Annotated in this window: 13 protein-coding genes; all 13 read right to left on the bottom strand. The window is 60.5% G+C overall.

The genetic code is table 11. From position 1 onward, the window contains the following. Window positions 1–11: 11 nt before the first annotated feature. A complete protein-coding gene (gene rpsJ, locus JOD78_RS26540; protein WP_006464935.1) occupies window positions 12–329 on the bottom strand; it encodes a 30S ribosomal protein S10 in 318 nt (105 codons plus the stop codon). A gap of 99 nt (window positions 330–428) precedes the next feature. Further along, window positions 429–1,619 carry an elongation factor Tu gene (gene tuf / locus JOD78_RS26535; RefSeq protein WP_008334097.1) on the bottom strand — a complete coding sequence of 397 codons (1,191 nt, stop codon included), beginning with the start codon at window positions 1,617–1,619 and terminating at the stop codon, window positions 429–431. Between the two features lie 109 nt (window positions 1,620–1,728). Continuing rightward, window positions 1,729–3,834: an elongation factor G gene (fusA, locus tag JOD78_RS26530; protein ID WP_013232184.1), complete on the bottom strand. Its 2,106-nt coding sequence runs from the start codon at window positions 3,832–3,834 to the stop codon at window positions 1,729–1,731. A gap of 126 nt (window positions 3,835–3,960) precedes the next feature. Beyond that, window positions 3,961–4,431 (bottom strand): 30S ribosomal protein S7, encoded by a 471-nt coding sequence (gene rpsG, locus JOD78_RS26525; protein WP_006465489.1) that lies wholly within the window; start codon window positions 4,429–4,431, stop codon window positions 3,961–3,963. 158 nt (window positions 4,432–4,589) lie between these two features. Next, window positions 4,590–4,973, bottom strand: coding sequence for a 30S ribosomal protein S12 (gene rpsL / locus JOD78_RS26520; protein ID WP_006465490.1), 384 nt, complete (start codon window positions 4,971–4,973; stop codon window positions 4,590–4,592). Between the two features lie 353 nt (window positions 4,974–5,326). Beyond that, on the bottom strand, window positions 5,327–6,484 hold the full coding sequence (locus tag JOD78_RS26515; RefSeq protein ID WP_121037786.1) for a ChuX/HutX family heme-like substrate-binding protein: 1,158 nt from the start codon (window positions 6,482–6,484) through the stop codon (window positions 5,327–5,329). Window positions 6,485–6,527: 43 nt separating this feature from the next. Beyond that, on the bottom strand, window positions 6,528–8,825 hold the full coding sequence (locus tag JOD78_RS26510; protein WP_121037789.1) for a TonB-dependent hemoglobin/transferrin/lactoferrin family receptor: 2,298 nt from the start codon (window positions 8,823–8,825) through the stop codon (window positions 6,528–6,530). A gap of 365 nt (window positions 8,826–9,190) precedes the next feature. Further along, a complete protein-coding gene (rpoC, locus tag JOD78_RS26505; protein WP_121037792.1) occupies window positions 9,191–13,432 on the bottom strand; it encodes a DNA-directed RNA polymerase subunit beta' in 4,242 nt (1,413 codons plus the stop codon). Window positions 13,433–13,725: 293 nt separating this feature from the next. Then, window positions 13,726–17,832: a DNA-directed RNA polymerase subunit beta gene (gene rpoB / locus JOD78_RS26500; RefSeq protein WP_034333534.1), complete on the bottom strand. Its 4,107-nt coding sequence runs from the start codon at window positions 17,830–17,832 to the stop codon at window positions 13,726–13,728. A 279-nt stretch (window positions 17,833–18,111) separates the two neighbouring features. After that, window positions 18,112–18,489, bottom strand: a complete 378-nt coding sequence (rplL, locus tag JOD78_RS26495) for a 50S ribosomal protein L7/L12 (RefSeq protein WP_034333536.1) — start codon at window positions 18,487–18,489, stop codon at window positions 18,112–18,114. A 96-nt stretch (window positions 18,490–18,585) separates the two neighbouring features. Beyond that, window positions 18,586–19,083, bottom strand: coding sequence for a 50S ribosomal protein L10 (gene rplJ, locus JOD78_RS26490; RefSeq protein WP_006465496.1), 498 nt, complete (start codon window positions 19,081–19,083; stop codon window positions 18,586–18,588). 335 nt (window positions 19,084–19,418) lie between these two features. Beyond that, window positions 19,419–20,114 (bottom strand): 50S ribosomal protein L1, encoded by a 696-nt coding sequence (gene rplA, locus JOD78_RS26485; RefSeq protein WP_008334113.1) that lies wholly within the window; start codon window positions 20,112–20,114, stop codon window positions 19,419–19,421. Continuing rightward, window positions 20,114–20,545 carry a 50S ribosomal protein L11 gene (gene rplK, locus JOD78_RS26480; protein WP_007875265.1) on the bottom strand — a complete coding sequence of 144 codons (432 nt, stop codon included), beginning with the start codon at window positions 20,543–20,545 and terminating at the stop codon, window positions 20,114–20,116. The genes rplA and rplK overlap by 1 nt, the downstream gene beginning before the upstream one ends. Between the last annotated feature and the right edge of the window lie 90 nt (window positions 20,546–20,635).

Here is a 20,635-nt window from a genome sequence, read left to right as displayed (position 1 = left end):
ATGCCAGCTGATTACTGCAGCTTGATTTCAACATCAACGCCAGCGGGCAGGTCCAGCTTCATCAATGCGTCAACCGTCTTGTCGGTCGGATCGACGATATCCATCAGGCGCTGATGGGTACGGATTTCAAACTGATCGCGGGAGGTCTTGTTGACGTGCGGCGAACGCAGAACGTCGAAGCGCTGGATGCGGGTCGGCAGGGGAACCGGGCCCTTGACGACAGCGCCGGTACGCTTGGCGGTGTCAACGATTTCCAGTGCGGACTGGTCGATCAGACGATAGTCGAAAGCTTTCAGACGGATACGGATTTTTTGGCTAGGAACCGACATGATTTTCCTTTAAAGAACGAACCGGGGATGGGAATCATCCCCGGCGATGTTAAAAATGCGACTAGTGTTACTGGGGTACTGCTACTGCTGATCCGACGATTAGTCGAAGATCTTGGCAACCACGCCGGCGCCGACGGTACGGCCGCCTTCACGGATAGCGAAGCGCAGACCTTCTTCCATGGCGATCGGGTTGATCAGTTGCACGGTGATCGACACGTTGTCGCCCGGCATGACCATTTCCTTGTCCTTCGGCAGTTCGATCGCACCGGTCACGTCAGTGGTACGGAAGTAGAACTGCGGACGGTAGTTGTTGAAGAACGGGGTGTGACGGCCGCCTTCATCCTTCGACAGAACATAGATCTCGCCGGTGAAGTGCTTGTGCGGCTTGATCGAACCCGGCTTGGCCAGAACCTGGCCACGCTGCACGTCTTCACGCTTGGTACCGCGCAGCAGCACGCCAACGTTGTCGCCAGCTTGACCCTGGTCCAGCAGCTTGCGGAACATTTCCACGCCGGTGCAGGTGGTCTTCTGGGTGTCAGCGATACCGACGATTTCGATTTCTTCGCCGACCTTGATGATGCCGCGCTCAACGCGACCGGTCACCACGGTGCCACGGCCGGAGATCGAGAACACGTCTTCCACCGGCATCAGGAAGGTACCGTCAACGGCACGTTCCGGGGTCGGGATGTAGGTGTCCAGGGCTTCGGCCAGGGCCATGATGGCTTGCTCGCCCAGGGGACCGGTGTCGCCTTCCAGCGCCAGCTTGGCCGAACCCTTCACGATGGGCAGGTCGTCGCCAGGGAACTCGTACTTCGACAGCAGTTCGCGGACTTCCATTTCCACCAGTTCCAGCAGTTCAGCGTCGTCCACCATGTCAGCCTTGTTCAGGAAGACGATGATGTAAGGCACGCCAACCTGACGCGACAGCAGGATGTGTTCGCGGGTCTGGGGCATCGGGCCGTCAGCGGCCGAGCACACCAGGATCGCGCCGTCCATCTGGGCTGCGCCGGTGATCATGTTCTTCACATAGTCGGCGTGGCCTGGGCAGTCAACGTGTGCGTAGTGACGGTTTGCGGTTTCGTATTCGACGTGTGCGGTGTTGATGGTGATGCCGCGTGCCTTTTCTTCAGGCGCTGCGTCGATCTGGTCGTAGGCCTTCGCTTCGCCGCCGAACTTCTTCGACAGAACGGTTGCGATTGCAGCGGTCAGGGTGGTCTTGCCGTGGTCAACGTGACCGATGGTGCCGACGTTCACGTGCGGCTTGGTCCGTTCAAACTTGCCTTTTGCCATTTTAAATTTCCTTCAAAAGAACGATATGTTCGATGTTCAATATTCAATGTAAGGCTGGTGATCCAGCCAGCGATCCCCTCCACTCGGAAGAGATCGCCATTCCTGCAACTTACTTGGCCTTGGAAGTGACGATTGCGTCGATCACGTTCTTGGGCGCTTCGGAGTAGTGCTTGAATTCCATCGAGTAGGTTGCACGGCCTTGGGTAGCCGAACGCAGCGTGGTCGAGTAACCAAACATTTCCGACAGGGGCACTTCCGCCTTGATGATCTTGCCACCACCGCCGGCGATTTCATCCATGCCCTGGACCATGCCACGGCGGGAGGACAGGTCGCCCATCACGGTACCGGCGTAATCTTCCGGGGTTTCCACTTCGACAGCCATCATCGGTTCCAGGATGACGGGGCTGGCGCGGCGGCAACCTTCCTTGAAGGCCATCGAGCCGGCCATGCGGAAGGCGTTTTCGTTCGAGTCCACATCGTGGTACGAACCGAAGAACAGGGTGACCTTGACGTCAACGACAGGGTAACCCGCCAGCACGCCGGTGTTCAGGGTTTCACGCACGCCCTTTTCAACGGCCGGGATGAATTCGCGAGGAACGGTACCGCCCTTGATCGCGTCGACGAACTCGAAGCCCTTGCCGGCTTCTTGCGGCTCGATCTTCAGGACGACGTGACCGTACTGACCACGGCCACCCGACTGCTTGACGAACTTGCCTTCGGATTCTTCGCAGGTCTTGCGGATGGTTTCGCGGTAAGCCACTTGCGGCTTGCCAACGGTGGCTTCCACGTTGAATTCACGCTTCATGCGGTCAACGATGATGTCCAGGTGCAGCTCGCCCATACCGGCGATGATGGTCTGGCCCGATTCTTCGTCGGTACGCACGCGGAACGACGGATCTTCAGCAGCCAGGCGGTTCAGGGCCAGGCCCATCTTTTCCTGGTCGGCCTTGGTCTTGGGTTCCACAGCCTGCGAGATCACCGGCTCGGGGAAGACCATGCGCTCCAGCACGACCATTGCCTTGTCGTCGCACAGGGTGTCACCGGTGGTGGTGTCCTTCAGGCCCACGACGGCGGCGATGTCACCAGCCATCATTTCCTTGATTTCTTCACGCTGGTTGGCGTGCATCTGAACGATACGGCCGATACGTTCCTTCTTCGACTTCACCGAGTTCAGCACGGTGTCGCCCGAGTTCAGGGTACCGGAGTAGCAGCGGATGAAGCACAGCTGGCCAACGAACGGGTCGGTAGCGATCTTGAAGGCCAGGGCGGAGAACTTCTCGTCGTCCTTGGCTTCGCGCACGACCGGCTCGTCGTCTTCGTTCAGGCCCGGAACCGGGGGAATGTCCACCGGCGACGGCAGGTATTCAACGACGCCGTCCAGCATCGCTTGCACGCCCTTGTTCTTGAAGGCGGTGCCGCACATCATCGGGACGATTTCGCCGGAGATGGTGCGTTGACGGATCGCGCCCTTGATTTCGGCTTCGGTCAGGTCGCCTTCTTCCAGGTACTTGTTCATCAGGTCTTCCGATGCTTCAGCAGCGGTTTCGACCAGGTTTTCACGCCACTTCTGCGCGTCAGCCTTCAGGTGCTCGGGGATGTCGCGGTAGTCGAACTTCATGCCCTGGGAAGCGTCGTCCCAGTAGATCGCACGCATCTTGACCAGGTCGATCACGCCTTCGAAGTTTTCTTCGGCGCCGATAGGCACTTGCATCGGGATCGGGTTGGCCTTCAGGCGAGCACGCATCTGCTCGTAGACCTTGAAGAAGTTGGCACCGGTACGGTCCATCTTGTTGACGAAGGCCAGACGCGGGACCTTGTACTTGTTGGCCTGACGCCACACGGTTTCCGACTGCGGCTGCACGCCGCCCACTGCACAGTAGACCATGCAGGCGCCGTCGAGCACGCGCATCGAACGTTCCACTTCGATGGTGAAGTCAACGTGACCCGGGGTATCGATGATGTTGATGTGGTGGGCCGGGAAGTTGTTCGCCATGCCCTTCCAGTAACAGGTGGTCGCTGCGGACGTGATGGTGATGCCGCGCTCTTGTTCCTGTTCCATCCAGTCCATGGTGGCGGCGCCGTCGTGCACTTCACCGATCTTGTGGTTCACACCGGTGTAGAACAGCACGCGCTCGGTCGTGGTGGTCTTGCCAGCATCGATGTGCGCGGAGATACCGATGTTGCGGTAGCGCTCAATGGGGGTCTTGCGAGCCATGATTTATTCCTAAGTCTTTAATGCACGAAACCGAGCGTCATTTTTTTCAAATAAACGCTCGGCTCGAACCAATTTAGATGCAGGCCAGGAAACACCCGGATAGGGTACGTCCAGGCCCAGTCTTGATTAGAAGCGGAAGTGCGAGAACGCCTTGTTCGCTTCTGCCATACGGTGCACTTCATCACGACGCTTCATGGCGCCACCACGGCCTTCGGCGGCTTCCATCAGTTCACCACCCAGGCGCTGCGGCATCGACTTTTCGCTGCGCTTGTTGGCGGCTTCACGCAGCCAGCGCATCGACAGGGCCATACGGCGCACCGGACGCACTTCAACGGGCACCTGGTAGTTGGCGCCACCGACGCGGCGGGACTTGACTTCCACCATCGGCTTGCAGTTGTTCAGGGCTGCGGAGAACACTTCCAGCGGGTCCTTGCCCGACTTGGTCTGGATGTAGTCGAAGGCACCGTAGATGATGTTTTCAGCAACGGACTTCTTGCCCGACAGCATCAACACGTTCACAAACTTGGCGACTTCAACGTTGCCGAACTTCGGATCCGGCAGAATTTCCCGCTTGGGGACTTCACGACGACGTGGCATTTCGATTCCTTTCAATCTTCAGTTGAGTGGGCGAACCCTGCTTCAACTTCGCCTGCACTCGCGGAGAGCCATCATGGCTTCCACTTACTCGGCCCAACCTGGACCGACTCTGAGTCTGTTCACACGACGCGCGAAAGCGTCATGATAAACACCAATTATTACTTCTTCGCTGCCTTGGCGCGCTTGGCACCGTACTTCGAGCGAGCTTGCTTACGATCCTTGACGCCCTGGGTATCCAGTGCACCGCGAACCATGTGGTAACGCACACCCGGCAAGTCCTTCACACGGCCGCCGCGGATCAGCACGACGCTGTGTTCTTGCAGGTTGTGGCCTTCACCGCCGATGTACGAAATGACTTCGAAACCGTTGGTCAGGCGCACCTTGGCCACCTTACGCAGCGCCGAGTTCGGCTTCTTCGGGGTGGTGGTGTACACGCGGGTGCAGACACCGCGCTTTTGCGGGCTGTTTTCCAGCGCCGGCGACTTGCTCTTCACGATCGCGCGGACACGTGGTTTGCTAATCAGTTGATTGATGGTTGGCATCGTTTTAATCCAACAAAGTACAACATTGAAAACAGGTTCCGGAATCGGTTGCCCGGAACCACACAGGAAACTCTTGTGCGCAAGACAATGCGCAAATCGGATTTAAGACCGGAAGGGAGGGTAGCGTCGCAGAAGCGATGTTTCAGACCAAAGAACGCATAAGCCCGGGAGAGCCTAAATTCGAGAACTCGCGAGTGTACGCCGGAATGTCCAGCGGGTCAACCCGAAGCGGGCTCCGGTGCCGATTTGACGCGGTTTATGGCCATTTCGCCACGGTTTACGGGTGGCGAAATGGCAATGTTTTCCTTGATGCAAGAGTTGCACGCAACGCCTGCATTGCCCTCGTGGCAAGTTCAGCCGCGCGGCAGCGCCTCGACCATGTTGCGCCACTGCATCGTCTCGGGCTGGCCGCGGTCGCGGCGCGAGAAGAAGTTGACGATCTGCTTGCCCTGGGCGTCATAGAACTCCACCGAGGTGATCATGCCGTGATCGGTCGGACGACGCACCACCCAACCGTGATCCACCGCCTTGGCGCGCAGATGGAGGTTGAAATCCGGATCGAGGACGTTGTACCAGTCCCCCGCCACGGCTGTCTTGCCGATCAGGCCGCTATAGATCTGCGTCATGCCGCCATTGCTGACGAACACCATGATGGGCTGCTGGCGTTGCCTGGCGTCTTCCAGCAGCGCCTGGGCCGCCTGCGGAGCGATGCGCCAGGCGGAGTCGGGACCAATGAGCTGCAGTGCCTGTTCGCGGGTCAGCTTGAGCTCGCGCAGCAGGCGCGGGAATTGGTGCACGTCGGTCAACTCATGCCAGGACTGGCGCAGTTCGCGGATCGCCTCGGCACTGGGTGGCGCAGCCTGCTGTGCAGTCGCCGTCACCGGGCCGGGCTCGATGTTCAAGGCCGCCTGTTGATCGGGCAGCCTGAAGTCCGCCACCAGACGATCGAATTGGGCCACGTGCTGCTCATTGTCCAGATAGACCTTGTGCACGGCATCGCCCTGGCGGTCGAAGAACTGCAGGCTGCGGCTGGTCTTGCCATCCCGGCGCGCTTGCACCACCGCAAAGGCGCTGCCCCATTTGGCCGTGAAAAAACGCAGATCAATGGGGCCGCCCGCGAAGCCGGTCCCGGGGATCACCCTGCCCTGCTCATCCCGTTTGACGGGCGTGACTTCGCCGCTGCGCTCCAGCACGGCATCTTCATTGCGCGTGATGGCCTTGATGCGGCCCAGCTCCGGCAGACGTTCGAACAGGGCCTCGATATCGGCCGGGTCCCCCTTGAGGCGCACGGCATTGCGGCCGACCTGGGTGGCCAGCAAGGCCGATTCTTTGACACCGAGTTCACGTGCGGCATCTCGGGTATGAAGTTTTGGCTGCGAACGCTGCAGCTCTGCCCAGCGTTCGGACAAGGAGGGCTGAGTCGCGCAGCCGGCAGCGGCCAAGGTCGCGGCCAGCAACACGGCCAGGGAGGTACGGCGCAATGCGGGGCGGGCGATGATGTGCTTGCTCATGGAATTCCTTCAGGATGAATGAGAGGTGGACGGGTCCGGTGAATCAGTAGGCGATCTTCAGGCTGACATTGAAGCTGCGCCCCGGCTCGGTATAGGCATCCTTGTTGACCGCGCTGTCGGCCAGCGACAAGCCGCGGATGTCGGTCCAGCTCCAGTACTTGCGGTCGAACAGGTTGCGGATGCCGGCGGTGACGGTCATGTTGCGGGTGAGGTGATAGCCCCCCGAGAGATCCATCACGAAGAAGGAGGGCGAGACGAAGTTGGTGGCGGTCGGAATGTCTTCCTTCTTCTTGGCCGCGTTGTAGACCAGGTCGCTCTGCACGAACCACTGCTGGGCACGCTCATAGCGCAGGCCCGCCACCACCGACAGCGGGGCCACGGATTCCAGTCCCTGCTCGACGCCATTGGTGGTCGTAGTTCCCTTGGTCCAGGCGAACCCGCCCTTGACGGTGAAGCCATTGTCGAGCGCGTAATCGATCCGCCCTTCCAGCCCGTGGATCTCGGCCTTGGCCGCATTGCGGTACTGGAAGATGGTCGGGTTGGCCGCCGTGAGGTTGCCGCCCACCGTCACGAGGTCGATGAAGTTGCGGTAATTGCCCTTGTATGCCGCCGCACTGTAGCGCAGCGCTCCGGGCCCGGCCGCCAGCTTGCCGCGCAGGCCGACTTCGACCGTGTTGCTGGTTTCGGGCTTGAGGTCAGGATTGGAGATCTGGCGATAGACGGTATTGTTGAAGAAGGAATTGATCTCCTGCGGCGAGGGCGAACGGAAGCCGCGCGCATATTGGATGTAGGGGATGAAAGCCGGCGTGACTTCATAGAGGAACGCCAGGCGCGGCGAAAAGGCGCTGTCGCGGCTGCTCACTGCAGGCTGCCCGTTGGCGATGGCCTGGGCGTCATATTTCGCGCTGGCCTTGGGCTTGAGTTCATAGCTGTCCAGGCGCAGGCCAGCGATGGTGGTGAGCGCGCCGGTGCGCATCTCATCCTGCACATAGGCCCCGAGCTGGGTGCTCTCGGTCTTGGGGAAGTACTGGCAATACTGCGTGCCGGTGCAACTGGTCCAGCCGGTGCCGTCGGCGCTGGTCTGTAAGGTGGACAGGCTCAGGTCCAGCCCATAGACCAGCTTGTGCCGCCAGCTATCGGAGCCGAAGTTGCTCTCGGCCAGCAGGCTGCCGCTGATCATCTGGTCGCTGTAGGAAACCGCACGGAAACGCGGCCGCACGATCGTCGCCGTGCTGGTGCCGGCTTCATTGGTGAGCTGGTCGGTGTCGGCATTGCGCCAGGTGAGGCTGGCCTTGAATTTTTGTATCCACGGCTGATCCGCATCGTTGCGTTCATAGGCCAGCGTGGCACGCTGGCCGGTGGACTTGCTGCTGGTGCTGTAGGCGGTCACACCATTGCCGATCGCAGAGAGGCTGTCCCCGCTCTCGCGCTCTTCGGTGGCCTGCAGGGTGAGCTTGAAGGTGTCGATGCCATTGGGCTTGAAGACCAGTTTGCCCAGGGCCGAGCGATTGGTAGTGCTCATCGGGTCGGGCGTGGTGCGGGCGCTGCCGCGCACGTCGTTGGTCCCCTTGTTGTCGCTCTCGTTGCCGTGGCGCGCATTGAGGATCAGCATGCCCTGCCATTGCTCGCTGCCCCAGGCCGCGCTGGCGGTCGCGCCAAAGCTCTTGTCGACCGAGTCGTAGGAAGGCTTGAAGGAGAAATAGCTGGACTTGCCATAAACGTCCAGCAAGTCGGACGGGTCCTTGGTGATGAAGTTGACCGCGCCGGTGAGCCCATCGCTGCCGTAGAGCGAAGACGCAGGCCCGCGCAGCACTTCGATGCGGCGATACAGTTCGGTGTCCGTAGTCGCACCCCGCCCCACGCTGGCCACGCCCTGGCTGAAAGCGCGCGGCATGACGATGCCATCCTCCAGCATCAGCACGCGATTGCCATCGAGGCCACGAATGGTGATGCCCTCATTGCCGCCACGCCCGGTGGTGGCCGTCGCCCCCGTGATGCCGGACATGCGATACACCGAGCGCCGCACCTCCACCCCCGGCTCGTAGCGCAAGGCATCCTTGATGTCCTTGGCGTTGTGCTGCTCGATCTCCTCGGAGGTGATGACGGAGACAGTGGCGGCCGCGTGATCGAGGTCACTGCTGCCGGAACGATTGGCCGTGACCACCACGTCCTGCAGCTTCTTGCCGCTGGCTTGCGCCAACGTGATGGACTCGCTCGCAGACGCGCGAGCGGGATCGGCTTGGGTATTGGCATCGGCCGATTGCGCAAAGGCACCCGCACACAGCCACTGCTGCAGCGCCAGGAAAACGGCCGCTGCACATTTCGATTTGCATGGAAACACTGGTAACCACCCCTTGGTCTGGTTCGGTTACTAGCGCTGGCTGGCTACCTCTTGGATAAAAACGGCCTGCGGGCGCAGGTCGTCGTCGATATGAAGATTGATTCCACGCGACGGGAATCAGATGAGAATCATTATTATTTGGAGATGATAAAAGATTCACTCATCCTTGGCAATGCCGCAAGCAGCAAGGCCTACCGCCAGTAGGGACAAACAGGGATATGAAGGCCGTGATGCCCCGGCAAATAACCCCCATGAACGAAAAAACGGCACCGGAATTGCTTCCGGTGCCGTTCTCTCTTGCAGCTTGTTGTTTTGCCGGGGTGGCCGGTCCAGCTGGCCACCCCTTGATGCCTTGCCAGCGATGCTTACGCTTCGCCTTCGCCGCCACCGATGGATTCGGTCGAGGAGACTTCCTCGTCGGCGAAGTCGGAACGGGAGGCACGTTCGGCTTCGAGCAGTGCTGCGCGCTCTTCGGCTTCCCATGCATCCTTTTCCTTGCGGGCGCGGTGGAAGGCCAGGCCAGTACCGGCCGGGATCAGGCGGCCGACGATGACGTTTTCCTTCAGGCCGCGCAGGCCGTCCTTCTTGCCCATGATCGCCGCTTCGGTCAGCACGCGGGTGGTTTCCTGGAACGATGCGGCCGAGATGAAGGAGTCGGTCGACAGCGATGCCTTGGTAATACCCAGCAGCACGTTTTCGTAGGTCGCCGGGATCTTGCCTTCGGCGGTCACGCGGTCGTTCTCGTCCAGCAGCTCGGAGCGCTCGACCTGCTCACCTGTGATGTAGTTGGTGTCGCCCGGCTCCACCACTTGCACGCGGCGCAGCATCTGGCGCACGATCACTTCGATGTGCTTGTCGTTGATCTTCACGCCCTGCAGACGGTACACGTCCTGCACTTCGTCCACGATGTAGCGAGCCAGCGCTTCGATACCCAGCAGACGCAGGATGTCCTGCGGATCGGCCGGACCGTCGACGATCATTTCGCCCTTGTTCACCACCTGGCCGTCGTGCACCAGCACTTGCTTGTCCTTGGTGATCAGGAACTCGTGCTTGGTGCCTTCCATGTCGGTGATTTCCAGACGCTGCTTGCCCTTGGTTTCCTTGCCGAAGGCAACGGTACCAGTGACTTCGGCCAGCATGCCGGCATCCTTCGGCGAACGGGCTTCGAACAGCTCGGCCACGCGCGGCAGACCACCGGTAATGTCACGGGTCTTCTGCGATTCGGTCGGGATACGGGCCAGCACTTCACCCACATGCACTTGCTGGCCGTCCTTGACGGTGATCAGCGCGCCGACCTGGAAGCCGATGGTCACCGAGTGCTCGGTGCCGGCGATCTTCACTTCTTCGCCTTGTTCGTTCAGCAGTTTCACCTGCGGACGCATGACCTTCGAGGAAGGACCACGGCGCTTCGCATCGATGACCACCAGGGTCGACAGACCGGTGACTTCGTCGATCTGCTTGGCCACGGTCGAACCCTCTTCCACGTTTTCGAACTTCACGGTACCGGAGTACTCGGTGATGATCGGACGGGTCAGCGGATCCCAGGTCGCCAGGGCGGTACCGGCCTTGATGGTCAGGCCATCCTTGACGATCAGGGTGGCGCCGTACGGCACTTTGTGACGCTCGCGCTCACGGCCCAGGTCGTCGGTGATCAGCACTTCGCCGGAACGGGAAATGACGATCTGTTCGCCCTTGCCATTGGTCACGTAACGCATCGTGGCGGTGAAGCGCACGGTGCCGTTGGACTTGGCTTCCACCGAGGAGGCCACCGCTGCACGCGATGCCGCACCACCGATGTGGAAGGTACGCATGGTCAGCTGGGTACCCGGCTCACCGATGGACTGCGCAGCCACCACACCGACGGCTTCGCCGGAGTTCACCAGCAGGCCACGGCCCAGGTCGCGGCCATAGCACTTGGCGCACAGGCCATAGCGGGTGTCGCAGGTCAGCGGAGTACGCACCTTCACTTCGTCGATACCCATGCGTTCGATCTCTTCGACCTTGTCTTCGTCCAGCAGGGTGCCGGCTTCGAACAGGGTGGATTGATCTTCCGGGTTGACGATGTCGGTCGCAGCCACACGGCCGAGGATACGGTCGCGCAGGGCTTCGATGACTTCACCGCCTTCGACCAGCGCCTTCATGGCCGAACCGTTGGAAGTGCCGCAATCGTCTTCGATCACGACCAGATCCTGGGTCACGTCCACCAGACGACGGGTCAGGTAACCGGAGTTTGCGGTCTTCAGCGCGGTGTCGGCCAGACCCTTACGGGCGCCGTGCGTCGAGATGAAGTACTGCAACACGTTCAGGCCTTCGCGGAAGTTCGCGGTAATCGGCGTCTCGATGATGGAGCCGTCAGGCTTGGCCATCAGGCCGCGCATACCGGCCAGCTGGCGAATCTGGGCAGCCGAACCACGGGCGCCGGAGTCGGCCATCATGTAAATCGCGTTGAACGATTCCTGAGTGGTCTTCTTGCCTTCGCGAGTGATGACGTCTTCCACCTTCAGCTGGTCCATCATGGCCTTGCCGACTTCGTCACCGGCCTTGCCCCAGATGTCCACAACCTTGTTGTAACGCTCGCCTGCGGTCACCAGACCGGACGAGTACTGCTGTTCGATCTGCTTGACTTCCGATTCGGCAGCCGCGATCAGGGTGGCCTTTTGCGGCGGCACCAGCATGTCGTCCACGCAGATGGAGATACCGGCGCGGGTCGCCAGGCGGAAGCCCGACTGCATCAGCTGGTCGGCAAACACGACGGTGGCACGCAGACCGCACTTGCGGAAGGACGTGTTGATCAGCTTGGAGATTTCCTTCTTCTTCAGCGCACGGTTCAGCACCGAGAACGGCAGGCCCTTGGGCAGGATCTCGGAGAGGATGGCGCGGCCGATGGTGGTCTCGTAACGCTTGACGGTACGCACGAATTCGCCGGTGACCGGATCCTTCGGGTGTTCCACGATACGCACCGTGATACGGGTGGCCAGCTCGACTTCCTTGTTGTCGTAAGCGCGGATGACTTCCGACACGTCCTGGAACATCATGCCTTCGTTCTTGCCGTTGATGGCTTCACGGGTGGCATAGTACAGACCCAGCACGATATCCTGGGACGGCACGATCGACGGTTCGCCGTTGGACGGGAACAGGATGTTGTTGGAGGCCAGCATCAGGGTGCGGGCTTCCATCTGCGCTTCGATCGACAGCGGAACGTGGACAGCCATCTGGTCGCCGTCGAAGTCGGCGTTGAACGCCGCGCAAACCAGCGGGTGCAGCTGGATCGCCTTGCCTTCGATCAGGACCGGCTCGAACGCCTGGATGCCCAGACGGTGCAGGGTCGGCGCACGGTTCAGCATGACCGGGTGTTCGCGGATGACTTCTTCCAGGATGTCCCAGACCACCGGCTCTTGCGCTTCCACCAGCTTCTTGGCGGCCTTGATGGTGGTCGACAGACCCATCAGTTCCAGCTTGTTGAAGATGAAGGGCTTGAACAGTTCCAGGGCCATCAGCTTGGGCAGGCCGCACTGGTGCAGCTTCAGCTGCGGGCCCACCACGATGACCGAACGGCCGGAGTAGTCCACGCGCTTGCCCAGCAAGTTCTGACGGAAACGGCCGCCCTTGCCCTTGATCATTTCGGCCAGCGACTTCAGCGGGCGCTTGTTGGCGCCGGTCATGGCCTTGCCACGACGACCGTTGTCCAGCAGCGAGTCCACTGCTTCCTGCAGCATGCGCTTTTCGTTGCGCGTGATGATTTCTGGAGCACGCAGCTCCATCAGGCGCTTCAGACGGTTGTTGCGGTTGATGACGCGGCGGTACAGGTCGTTCAGGTCGGAGGTCGCGAAGCGGCCGCCATCCAGTGGCACCAGCGGACGCAGTTCCGGCGGCAGCACGGGCAGCACTTCCATGATCATCCAGTCGGGCTTGATGCCCGAGCGCTGGAACGCCTCCAGCACCTTCAGGCGCTTGGCGTACTTCTTGATCTTGGCTTCGGACTTGGAGTCCTTCAGTTCCTGGCGCAGGGTTTCCGCTTCGCGGTCGATGTCGATCGAGCGCAGCAGTTCGCGGATACCTTCGGCGCCCATGAAGGCGATGAAGTCGTCGCCGTACTCTTCGTACTTGGCGGCGTAGTCGTCTTCGGACATGATCTGGCACTTCTTCAGCGGGGTCATGCCAGGATCGGTCACGACGTAGGCTTCGAAGTACAGCACGCGCTCGATGTCGCGCAGGGTCATGTCCAGCACCATGCCCAGACGGGACGGCAGCGACTTCAGGAACCAGATGTGGGCAGTCGGGGAAGCCAGCTCGATGTGGCCCATGCGCTCACGGCGCACCTTGGCCAGGGTCACTTCCACGCCGCACTTCTCGCAGATCACGCCACGGTGCTTCAGGCGCTTGTACTTGCCGCACAGGCACTCGTAGTCCTTGATGGGGCCGAAGATCTTGGCGCAGAACAGGCCGTCGCGCTCAGGCTTGAAGGTACGGTAGTTGATGGTTTCCGGCTTCTTGACTTCGCCGAAGGACCACGAGCGGATCTTGTCAGGCGAAGCCAGACCGATCTTGATCGCGTCGAATTGTTCGTTTTGCTGGACTTGCTTGAATAGATCGAGCAGTGCTTTCATGTATCACTCCAGGTTGGCGTGAGAAACTAAATTTACGTGTGGCCGGTTCACCCTGCTTAACCCTGTTCGCATCGGCGGGAGAGCCAGCGAAGCCTCTGCTTCGTGGTGCCGCTCGATACCGGGACAGACCTCCCCAGCTTACTGCCGTACTTCGCTTGAATCTCTTGAATCTGTTGAATCTCTTGATTCGTTCACATCGCCCGTGGAGCGATGCGTCACTACTGAATTCTTGAATTCTTGTTTTGCCGGAAAAACCGGCGGGGTGCGCAGCCTGCGCCACGCACCCCTTTACATCATTCGCGTTCCAGGTCGATGTCGATACCCAGCGAGCGGATTTCCTTCACCAACACGTTGAAGGATTCCGGCATGCCGGCATCGATCACGTGATCGCCCTTGACCAGGTTCTCGTACACCTTGGTACGGCCGTTCACGTCGTCGGACTTCACCGTCAGCATTTCCTGCAGGACGTAGGAGGCACCGTAAGCTTCCAGTGCCCACACTTCCATTTCGCCGAAACGCTGGCCGCCGAACTGCGCCTTGCCGCCCAGCGGCTGCTGGGTCACCAGCGAGTACGGGCCGGTGGAACGGGCGTGCATCTTGTCGTCGACCAGGTGGTGCAGCTTCAGGTAGTGCATGTAGCCAACGGTCACGGTGCGCTCGAAGGCTTCACCGGTACGGCCGTCATACATGGTGACCTGGTTCTTGGACGGGGTCATGCCCAGCTGCTTGGCGATCGGGTCCGGATAGGCCAGATCGAGCATGCGGCGGGTTTCTTCCTCATGCGCACCGTCGAACACCGGGGTCGCGAAGGGCACGCCCTTCTTCAGGTTGGTCACCAGCTCGATGATTTCCTCATCGCTGAAGGTATCCAGTTCTTCCTTCTTGCCCGATTCGTTGTAGATGGTGGTCAGGAACTTGCGCAGTTCCGCGACCTTGGCTTGCGCCTGCACCATCTCGCCCAGACGCAGGCCCAGACCCTTGGCCGCCCAGCCCAGGTGAACTTCCAGCACCTGGCCGACGTTCATACGGGACGGAACACCCAGCGGGTTCAGCACGATGTCGGCGGGGGTACCGTCGGCCATGTGCGGCATGTCTTCGATCGGCAGGATACGCGAGACCACACCCTTGTTACCGTGACGGCCGGCCATCTTGTCGCCAGGCTGCAGGCGGCGCTTCACGGCCAGGTAGACCTTGACCATCTTCTGCACGCCCGGCGGCAGTTCGTCGCCCTGGGTCAGCTTCTTGCGCTTCTCTTCGAAGGCCAGGTCGAACTGGTGACGCTTCTCGGCGATGGATTCCTTGATGGCTTCCAGCGCGTTGGCGATGTCGTCATCGGCCGGACGGATATCGAACCAGTGGAACTTGTCCAGGTCGTCAAGGTAAGCCTTGTCCAGCTTGGTGCCCTTGACCAGCTTCTTCGGACCGCCGTTGGCGACCTTGCCGATCAGCAGACGCTCCAGACGCTGGAAGGCATCGCCTTCCACGATACGCAGCTGGTCGTTCAGGTCCAGGCGATAGCGCTTGAGTTCATCATCAATGATCTGCTGGGCGCGCTTGTCACGCTGGATGCCTTCGCGGGTGAACACTTGCACGTCGATGACGGTGCCGACCATGCCCGAGGGCACGCGCAGCGAGGTGTCCTTCACGTCGGAAGCCTTCTCGCCGAAGATCGCGCGCAGCAGCTTCTCTTCCGGGGTCAGCTGGGTCTCGCCCTTCGGGGTGACCTTGCCGACCAGGGTGTCGCCGGCTTCGACTTCGGCGCCGATGTAGACGATACCCGACTCATCCAGACGGGCCAGTTGGTTCTCGGCCAGGTTGGAGATGTCGCGGGTGATTTCTTCTGCACCCAGCTTGGTGTCACGTGCGACCACCGACAGTTCCTCGATGTGGATCGAGGTGTAGCGGTCATCGGCCACGACCTTTTCGGAGATCAGGATCGAGTCTTCGAAGTTGTAACCGTTCCAGGGCATGAACGCCACCAGCATGTTCTGGCCCAGGGCCAGCTCGCCCATGTCGGTGGAGGCACCGTCGGCGATCACGTCATGCTTGGCCACGCGGTCACCGATCTTGACGATCGGGCGCTGGTTGATGTTGGTGTTCTGGTTGGAACGGGTGTACTTGATCAGGTTGTAGATGTCCACACCGACTTCGCCCGCTTGCGCTTCTTCGTCGTTGACGCGGATCACCACACGGCCTGCATCGACGTAGTCCACCACGCCGCCACGCAGGGCTTGCACGGTAGTACCCGAGTCGACTGCCACGGTACGCTCGATGCCGGTGCCGACCAGCGGCTTTTCCGGACGCAGGCAAGGCACGGCCTGGCGCTGCATGTTGGCGCCCATCAGTGCACGGTTCGCGTCATCGTGTTCCAGGAACGGAATCAGCGAGGCTGCCACCGACACCACCTGGCCCGGGGCCACGTCCATGTACTGCACGCGTTCCGGCGAGACCAGGATGGTTTCGCCAGCTTCACGGGCCGACACCAGTTCGTCGGACAGCTTGCCTTCGCCGTCGATGGTCGCGTTCGCCTGGGCGATCACGTAACGACCTTCTTCGATGGCCGACAGGTAGTCGATCTGGTTGGTGACCTTGCTGCCCTCGACCTTGCGGTACGGGGTTTCCAGGAAACCGTATTCGTTCAGGCGGGCATACAGCGCCAGCGAGTTGATCAGGCCGATGTTCGGGCCTTCAGGCGTTTCGATCGGGCAGACGCGGCCGTAGTGGGTCGGGTGCACGTCGCGCACTTCGAAGCCGGCACGTTCGCGGGTCAGACCGCCAGGGCCCAGGGCGGAAACGCGGCGCTTGTGCGTGATTTCCGACAGCGGGTTGGTCTGGTCCATGAACTGCGACAGCTGGGACGAACCGAAGAACTCACGGATGGCAGCCGAGATCGGCTTGGAGTTGATCAGGTCGTGCGGCATCAGGTTGTCCGCCTCGGCTTGGCCCAGGCGTTCCTTGACAGCGCGCTCCACGCGCACCAGGCCGGCGCGGAACTGGTTTTCGGCCAGTTCGCCCACGCAACGCACGCGACGGTTGCCCAGGTGGTCGATGTCATCGACTTCGCCACGGCCGTTACGCAGTTCGACCAGGATCTTGATGACGGCCAGGATGTCGTCATTGGACAGGGTCATCGGACCGGTCAGCTCGTCGCGGCTGACGCGACGGTTGAACTTCATGCGGCCCACGGCCGACAGGTCGTAACGGTCTTCGCTGTAGAACAGGCCGTTGAACAGGGCTTCCACGGACTCTTCGGTCGGCGGTTCGCCAGGACGCATCATGCGGTAGATCGCCACGCGTGCAGCGGTCTGGTCAGCGGTGTCGTCGGTGCGCAGGGTCTGCGAGATGTAGCCGCCCTGGTCCAGGTCGTTGGTGTACAGGGTCTGGATGGCCGAGATGTTGGCTTCGCGCAGCTTGGCCAGCAGTTCTTCGGTCAGCTCGTCGTTGGCGCTGGCCACGACTTCACCGGTCTCAGGATCGACGATATTCTTGGCCAGCACGCGGCCCAGCAGGTAGTCCTCAGGCACGGAGATGTGCTTGATGCCGGCGGCTTCGATGTCACGCACGTGCTTGGCGTTGATGCGCTTGTCCTTGGCGACCATCACCTTGCCCGACTTGTCGGTGATGTCGAAACGTGCGACTTCACCGCGCAGGCGCTCGGAGACGAACTCCATGTCCGCGCCTTCGGCGTGCAGGTTGAAGTTGTCGAAGACGAAGAAGTTCGCCAGGATCTGCTCGGAGGTCATCCCGATGGCCTTGAGCAGGATCGTCACCGGCATCTTGCGGCGGCGGTCGACGCGGAAGAACAGGATGTCCTTCGGGTCGAATTCGAAGTCCAGCCAGGAGCCACGGTAAGGAATGATGCGGGCCGAGAACAGCAGCTTGCCCGACGAGTGTGTCTTGCCGCGGTCGTGTTCGAAGAACACGCCCGGGGAGCGGTGCAGCTGGGACACGATCACGCGCTCGGTGCCGTTGATGACGAAGGAACCGGTGGTGGTCATCAGGGGCAGTTCGCCCATGTAGACTTCCTGTTCCTTCATTTCCTTGACGACCGGCTTGGTCGGCGATTCCTTGTCCAGGATCACCAGGCGCACCTTGGCACGCAGCGGGGACGCGAAGGTCAGGCCACGTTGTTGGCACTCTTTGACGTCAAACGGCGGAGCGCCCAGCACATACGACAGGAATTCGAGGCGCGCAAAGCCATTGTGCGACACGATGGGGAAAATCGAGGTGAAAGCCGATTGCAGGCCTTCATTCTTGCGTTCCGATGCGGCACGTTCGGGTTGCAGGAAATTCTGATACGACTCGATCTGAGTCGCGAGCAGGAACGGAACGTTGTGGACGTTTGCGCGTTTCGCGAAGGATTTGCGAATGCGCTTCTTCTCAGTAAATGAGTAGTGCATGGACACTCCGTGAGTGACAGGAAGGATAGAGAATTCAAGATTCGATCAGACCGCGCGACTTGCCGGCAAAGCAGTCCGGGCCATCGGCACTCAAATCTTCAAATGTCTACCCTAGTTTTTTGCTGAGATCGCGCTTAATATTCCCGACAACGAATACTGCGGCGCATCAACATCACCAGCAAAAATAAGAAACGACAAAGGAGCCAAAGCCGAATCCCTTTTTCAAGGGATTCTGCACTTTGACTCCGGAGTAATGACTCGCCTTGGTAGGCAAGAGAATTACTTCAGTTCGGCCTTGGCGCCAGCTTCTTCCAGCTTCTTCTTGGCAGCTTCAGCGTCAGCCTTGGCGATGCCTTCCTTGACCGGCTTCGGTGCACCGTCAACCAGATCCTTGGCTTCCTTCAGGCCCAGACCGGTGATTTCACGCACGGCCTTGATGACGCCGACCTTGTTGGCGCCGACTTCAGCCAGCACAACGGTGAACTCGGTCTGCTCTTCAGCAGCAGCAGCGGCACCAGCGCCACCGCCAGCAGCGGGAGCGGCCATTGCGGCAGCGGAAACACCAAACTTCTCTTCGAATGCCTTGACCAAGTCATTCAGTTCCATCACGGACAGCGCGCCAACGGCTTCCAGGATGTCTTCTTTGCTAATTGCCATTTGAAACTCCTAAATTTATTTCGGTAATAACATCAGATTGGTAGTGACGCGAAAGCATCGAAACTGCAGAGCGGGGCCGCCTCAGGCGGCCGTGCCTCATGCGGCTTCGGCTTCCTTCTTGGCTGCCAGGGCAGCCAGAGCGCGCGCAAAGCCCGACACCGGAGCCTGCATCATGCCCAGGACCTGGGCCAGCAGAACTTCGCGAGACGGGATGTTTGCCAGCGAAGCCACAGCAGCCTTGTCCAGCTGCTTGCCTTCGTAGTTACCTGCCTTCACAACCAGCTTGTCGTTGGTCTTGGCAAAGTCCGACAGGACTTTGGCAGCGGCCACGGCATCTTCCGAGATCGAGTAGATCAGCGGACCGGTCAGTTGCGGGGCGAGGTCGGCAAACTTCGTGCCTTCAACAGCGCGACGAGCCAGCGTGTTTTTCAACACGCGCAGGTACACGCCTTGGGCACGCGCTTGTGCGCGCAGTTGCGTCAAGGAACCAACCTGGATGCCACGGTATTCGGCCACGACGATCGTTTGCGCAGTTGCTACCTTTGCGGAAACTTCGGCGACGACGGCCTTCTTGTCATTCAGATTGAGACTCAAGATCAACCTCCAAAAATAGTACTCGGCCACTACACAGGCCACTGCCTGCTTGCCTTGCACCGGTTCGAACACGGCGTCCGACGTTTAGGAGTTCACTGCAGCATAGGGCAAAACTGAATATGCTGCCTGAGACTACGAAACTTGCTCGGGTTCACCATCTGCGTTGGGTTCACTGGACTTGCGGCCAGCGTTTTTAACTTCGTCCGGCTTGTTGCTGCCGGCTTCCGCCCAACGGTCTTTGAAGGCCTGCCGCAATCGATTGCTGATTGCGCTCAACTGCGACAGCCCAAAGAGATGCCCCGCCTCCTTACGGAAACGGGGACTGTATTGCTTGCTTAGGCAGCCAGGGAAGCCTGGTCCACGCGAACGCCAGCGCCCATGGTGGACGACAGAGCGATCTTGCGCAGGTACACACCCTTGCTGCTGGCCGGCTTGGCCTTGTTCAGGGCATCGATCAGGGCCAGCAGGTTGGCCTTCAGATCGGCGTCGGAGAACGACTTGCGGCCGATGGTGGCGTGGATGATACCGGACTTGTCGGTACGGTATTGCACTTGACCAGCCTTGGCGTTCTTGACGGCAGTTGCCACGTCCGGGGTCACGGTGCCAACCTTCGGGTTCGGCATCAGGCCACGGGGACCCAGGATCTGACCCAGGGTACCGACGATACGCATGGTGTCGGGCGAAGCGATGACGATGTCGAACGGCATGTCGCCGGCCTTCACGCGCTCTGCCAGGTCTTCCATGCCGACCACGTCAGCGCCGGCTGCCTTGGCAGCTTCAGCCTTGTCGCCGGAGGCGAACACGGCCACGCGAACGGTCTTGCCGGTACCGGCAGGCAGCACCACCGAACCACGGACCACTTGGTCCGACTTCTTCGCGTCCACGCCCAGCTGGACGGCGACGTCGATCGATTCGTTGAACTTGGCGGTTGCAAATTCCTTGATCAGGGAAACGGCGTTGTCGAACGGATAGGCCTTGGTACGATCGACCTTTTCCTTCATTGCCTTGACGCGCTTGGATACCTTAGCCATTACAGACCCTCCACCGTGATGCCCATCGAACGTGCGGAACCAGCGATGGTACGCACGGCAGCTTCCAGATCAGCAGCGGTCAGGTCCGGCTTCTTCTGGGTTGCGATCTCTTCCGCTTGCTTGCGGGTGATCTTGCCGACCTTGTCGGTATGCGGCTTGGCGGAACCCTTCTGGATACCAGCAGCCTTCTTGATCAGGATGGTCGCCGGCGGGGTCTTCATCACGAAGGTGAAGGACTTGTCCGCGAAGGCGGTGATCACGACCGGAATCGGCAGACCGGGTTCGACACCTTGAGTCTGGGCGTTGAAGGCCTTGCAGAACTCCATGATGTTCAGACCGCGCTGACCCAGGGCCGGGCCGATCGGGGGGGACGGGTTTGCTTTACCAGCTGGCACTTGCAGCTTGATAAAACCAATAATCTTCTTTGCCATGACGGCTCCTTATTGATTGAGTTGTAGCGCCGTGTCATTCGCCTTGCGGCTCCTTACTGCGGCTCCTCGGATGACTGGATGATCGGACGA

It is taken from the genome of Herbaspirillum sp. 1130, assembly GCF_017833835.1.
GTDB lineage: Bacteria > Pseudomonadota > Gammaproteobacteria > Burkholderiales > Burkholderiaceae_D > Herbaspirillum > Herbaspirillum huttiense.
Note: the sequence above shows the minus strand (reverse complement) of the source record. Positions and strands in the feature narration are given on the sequence as shown.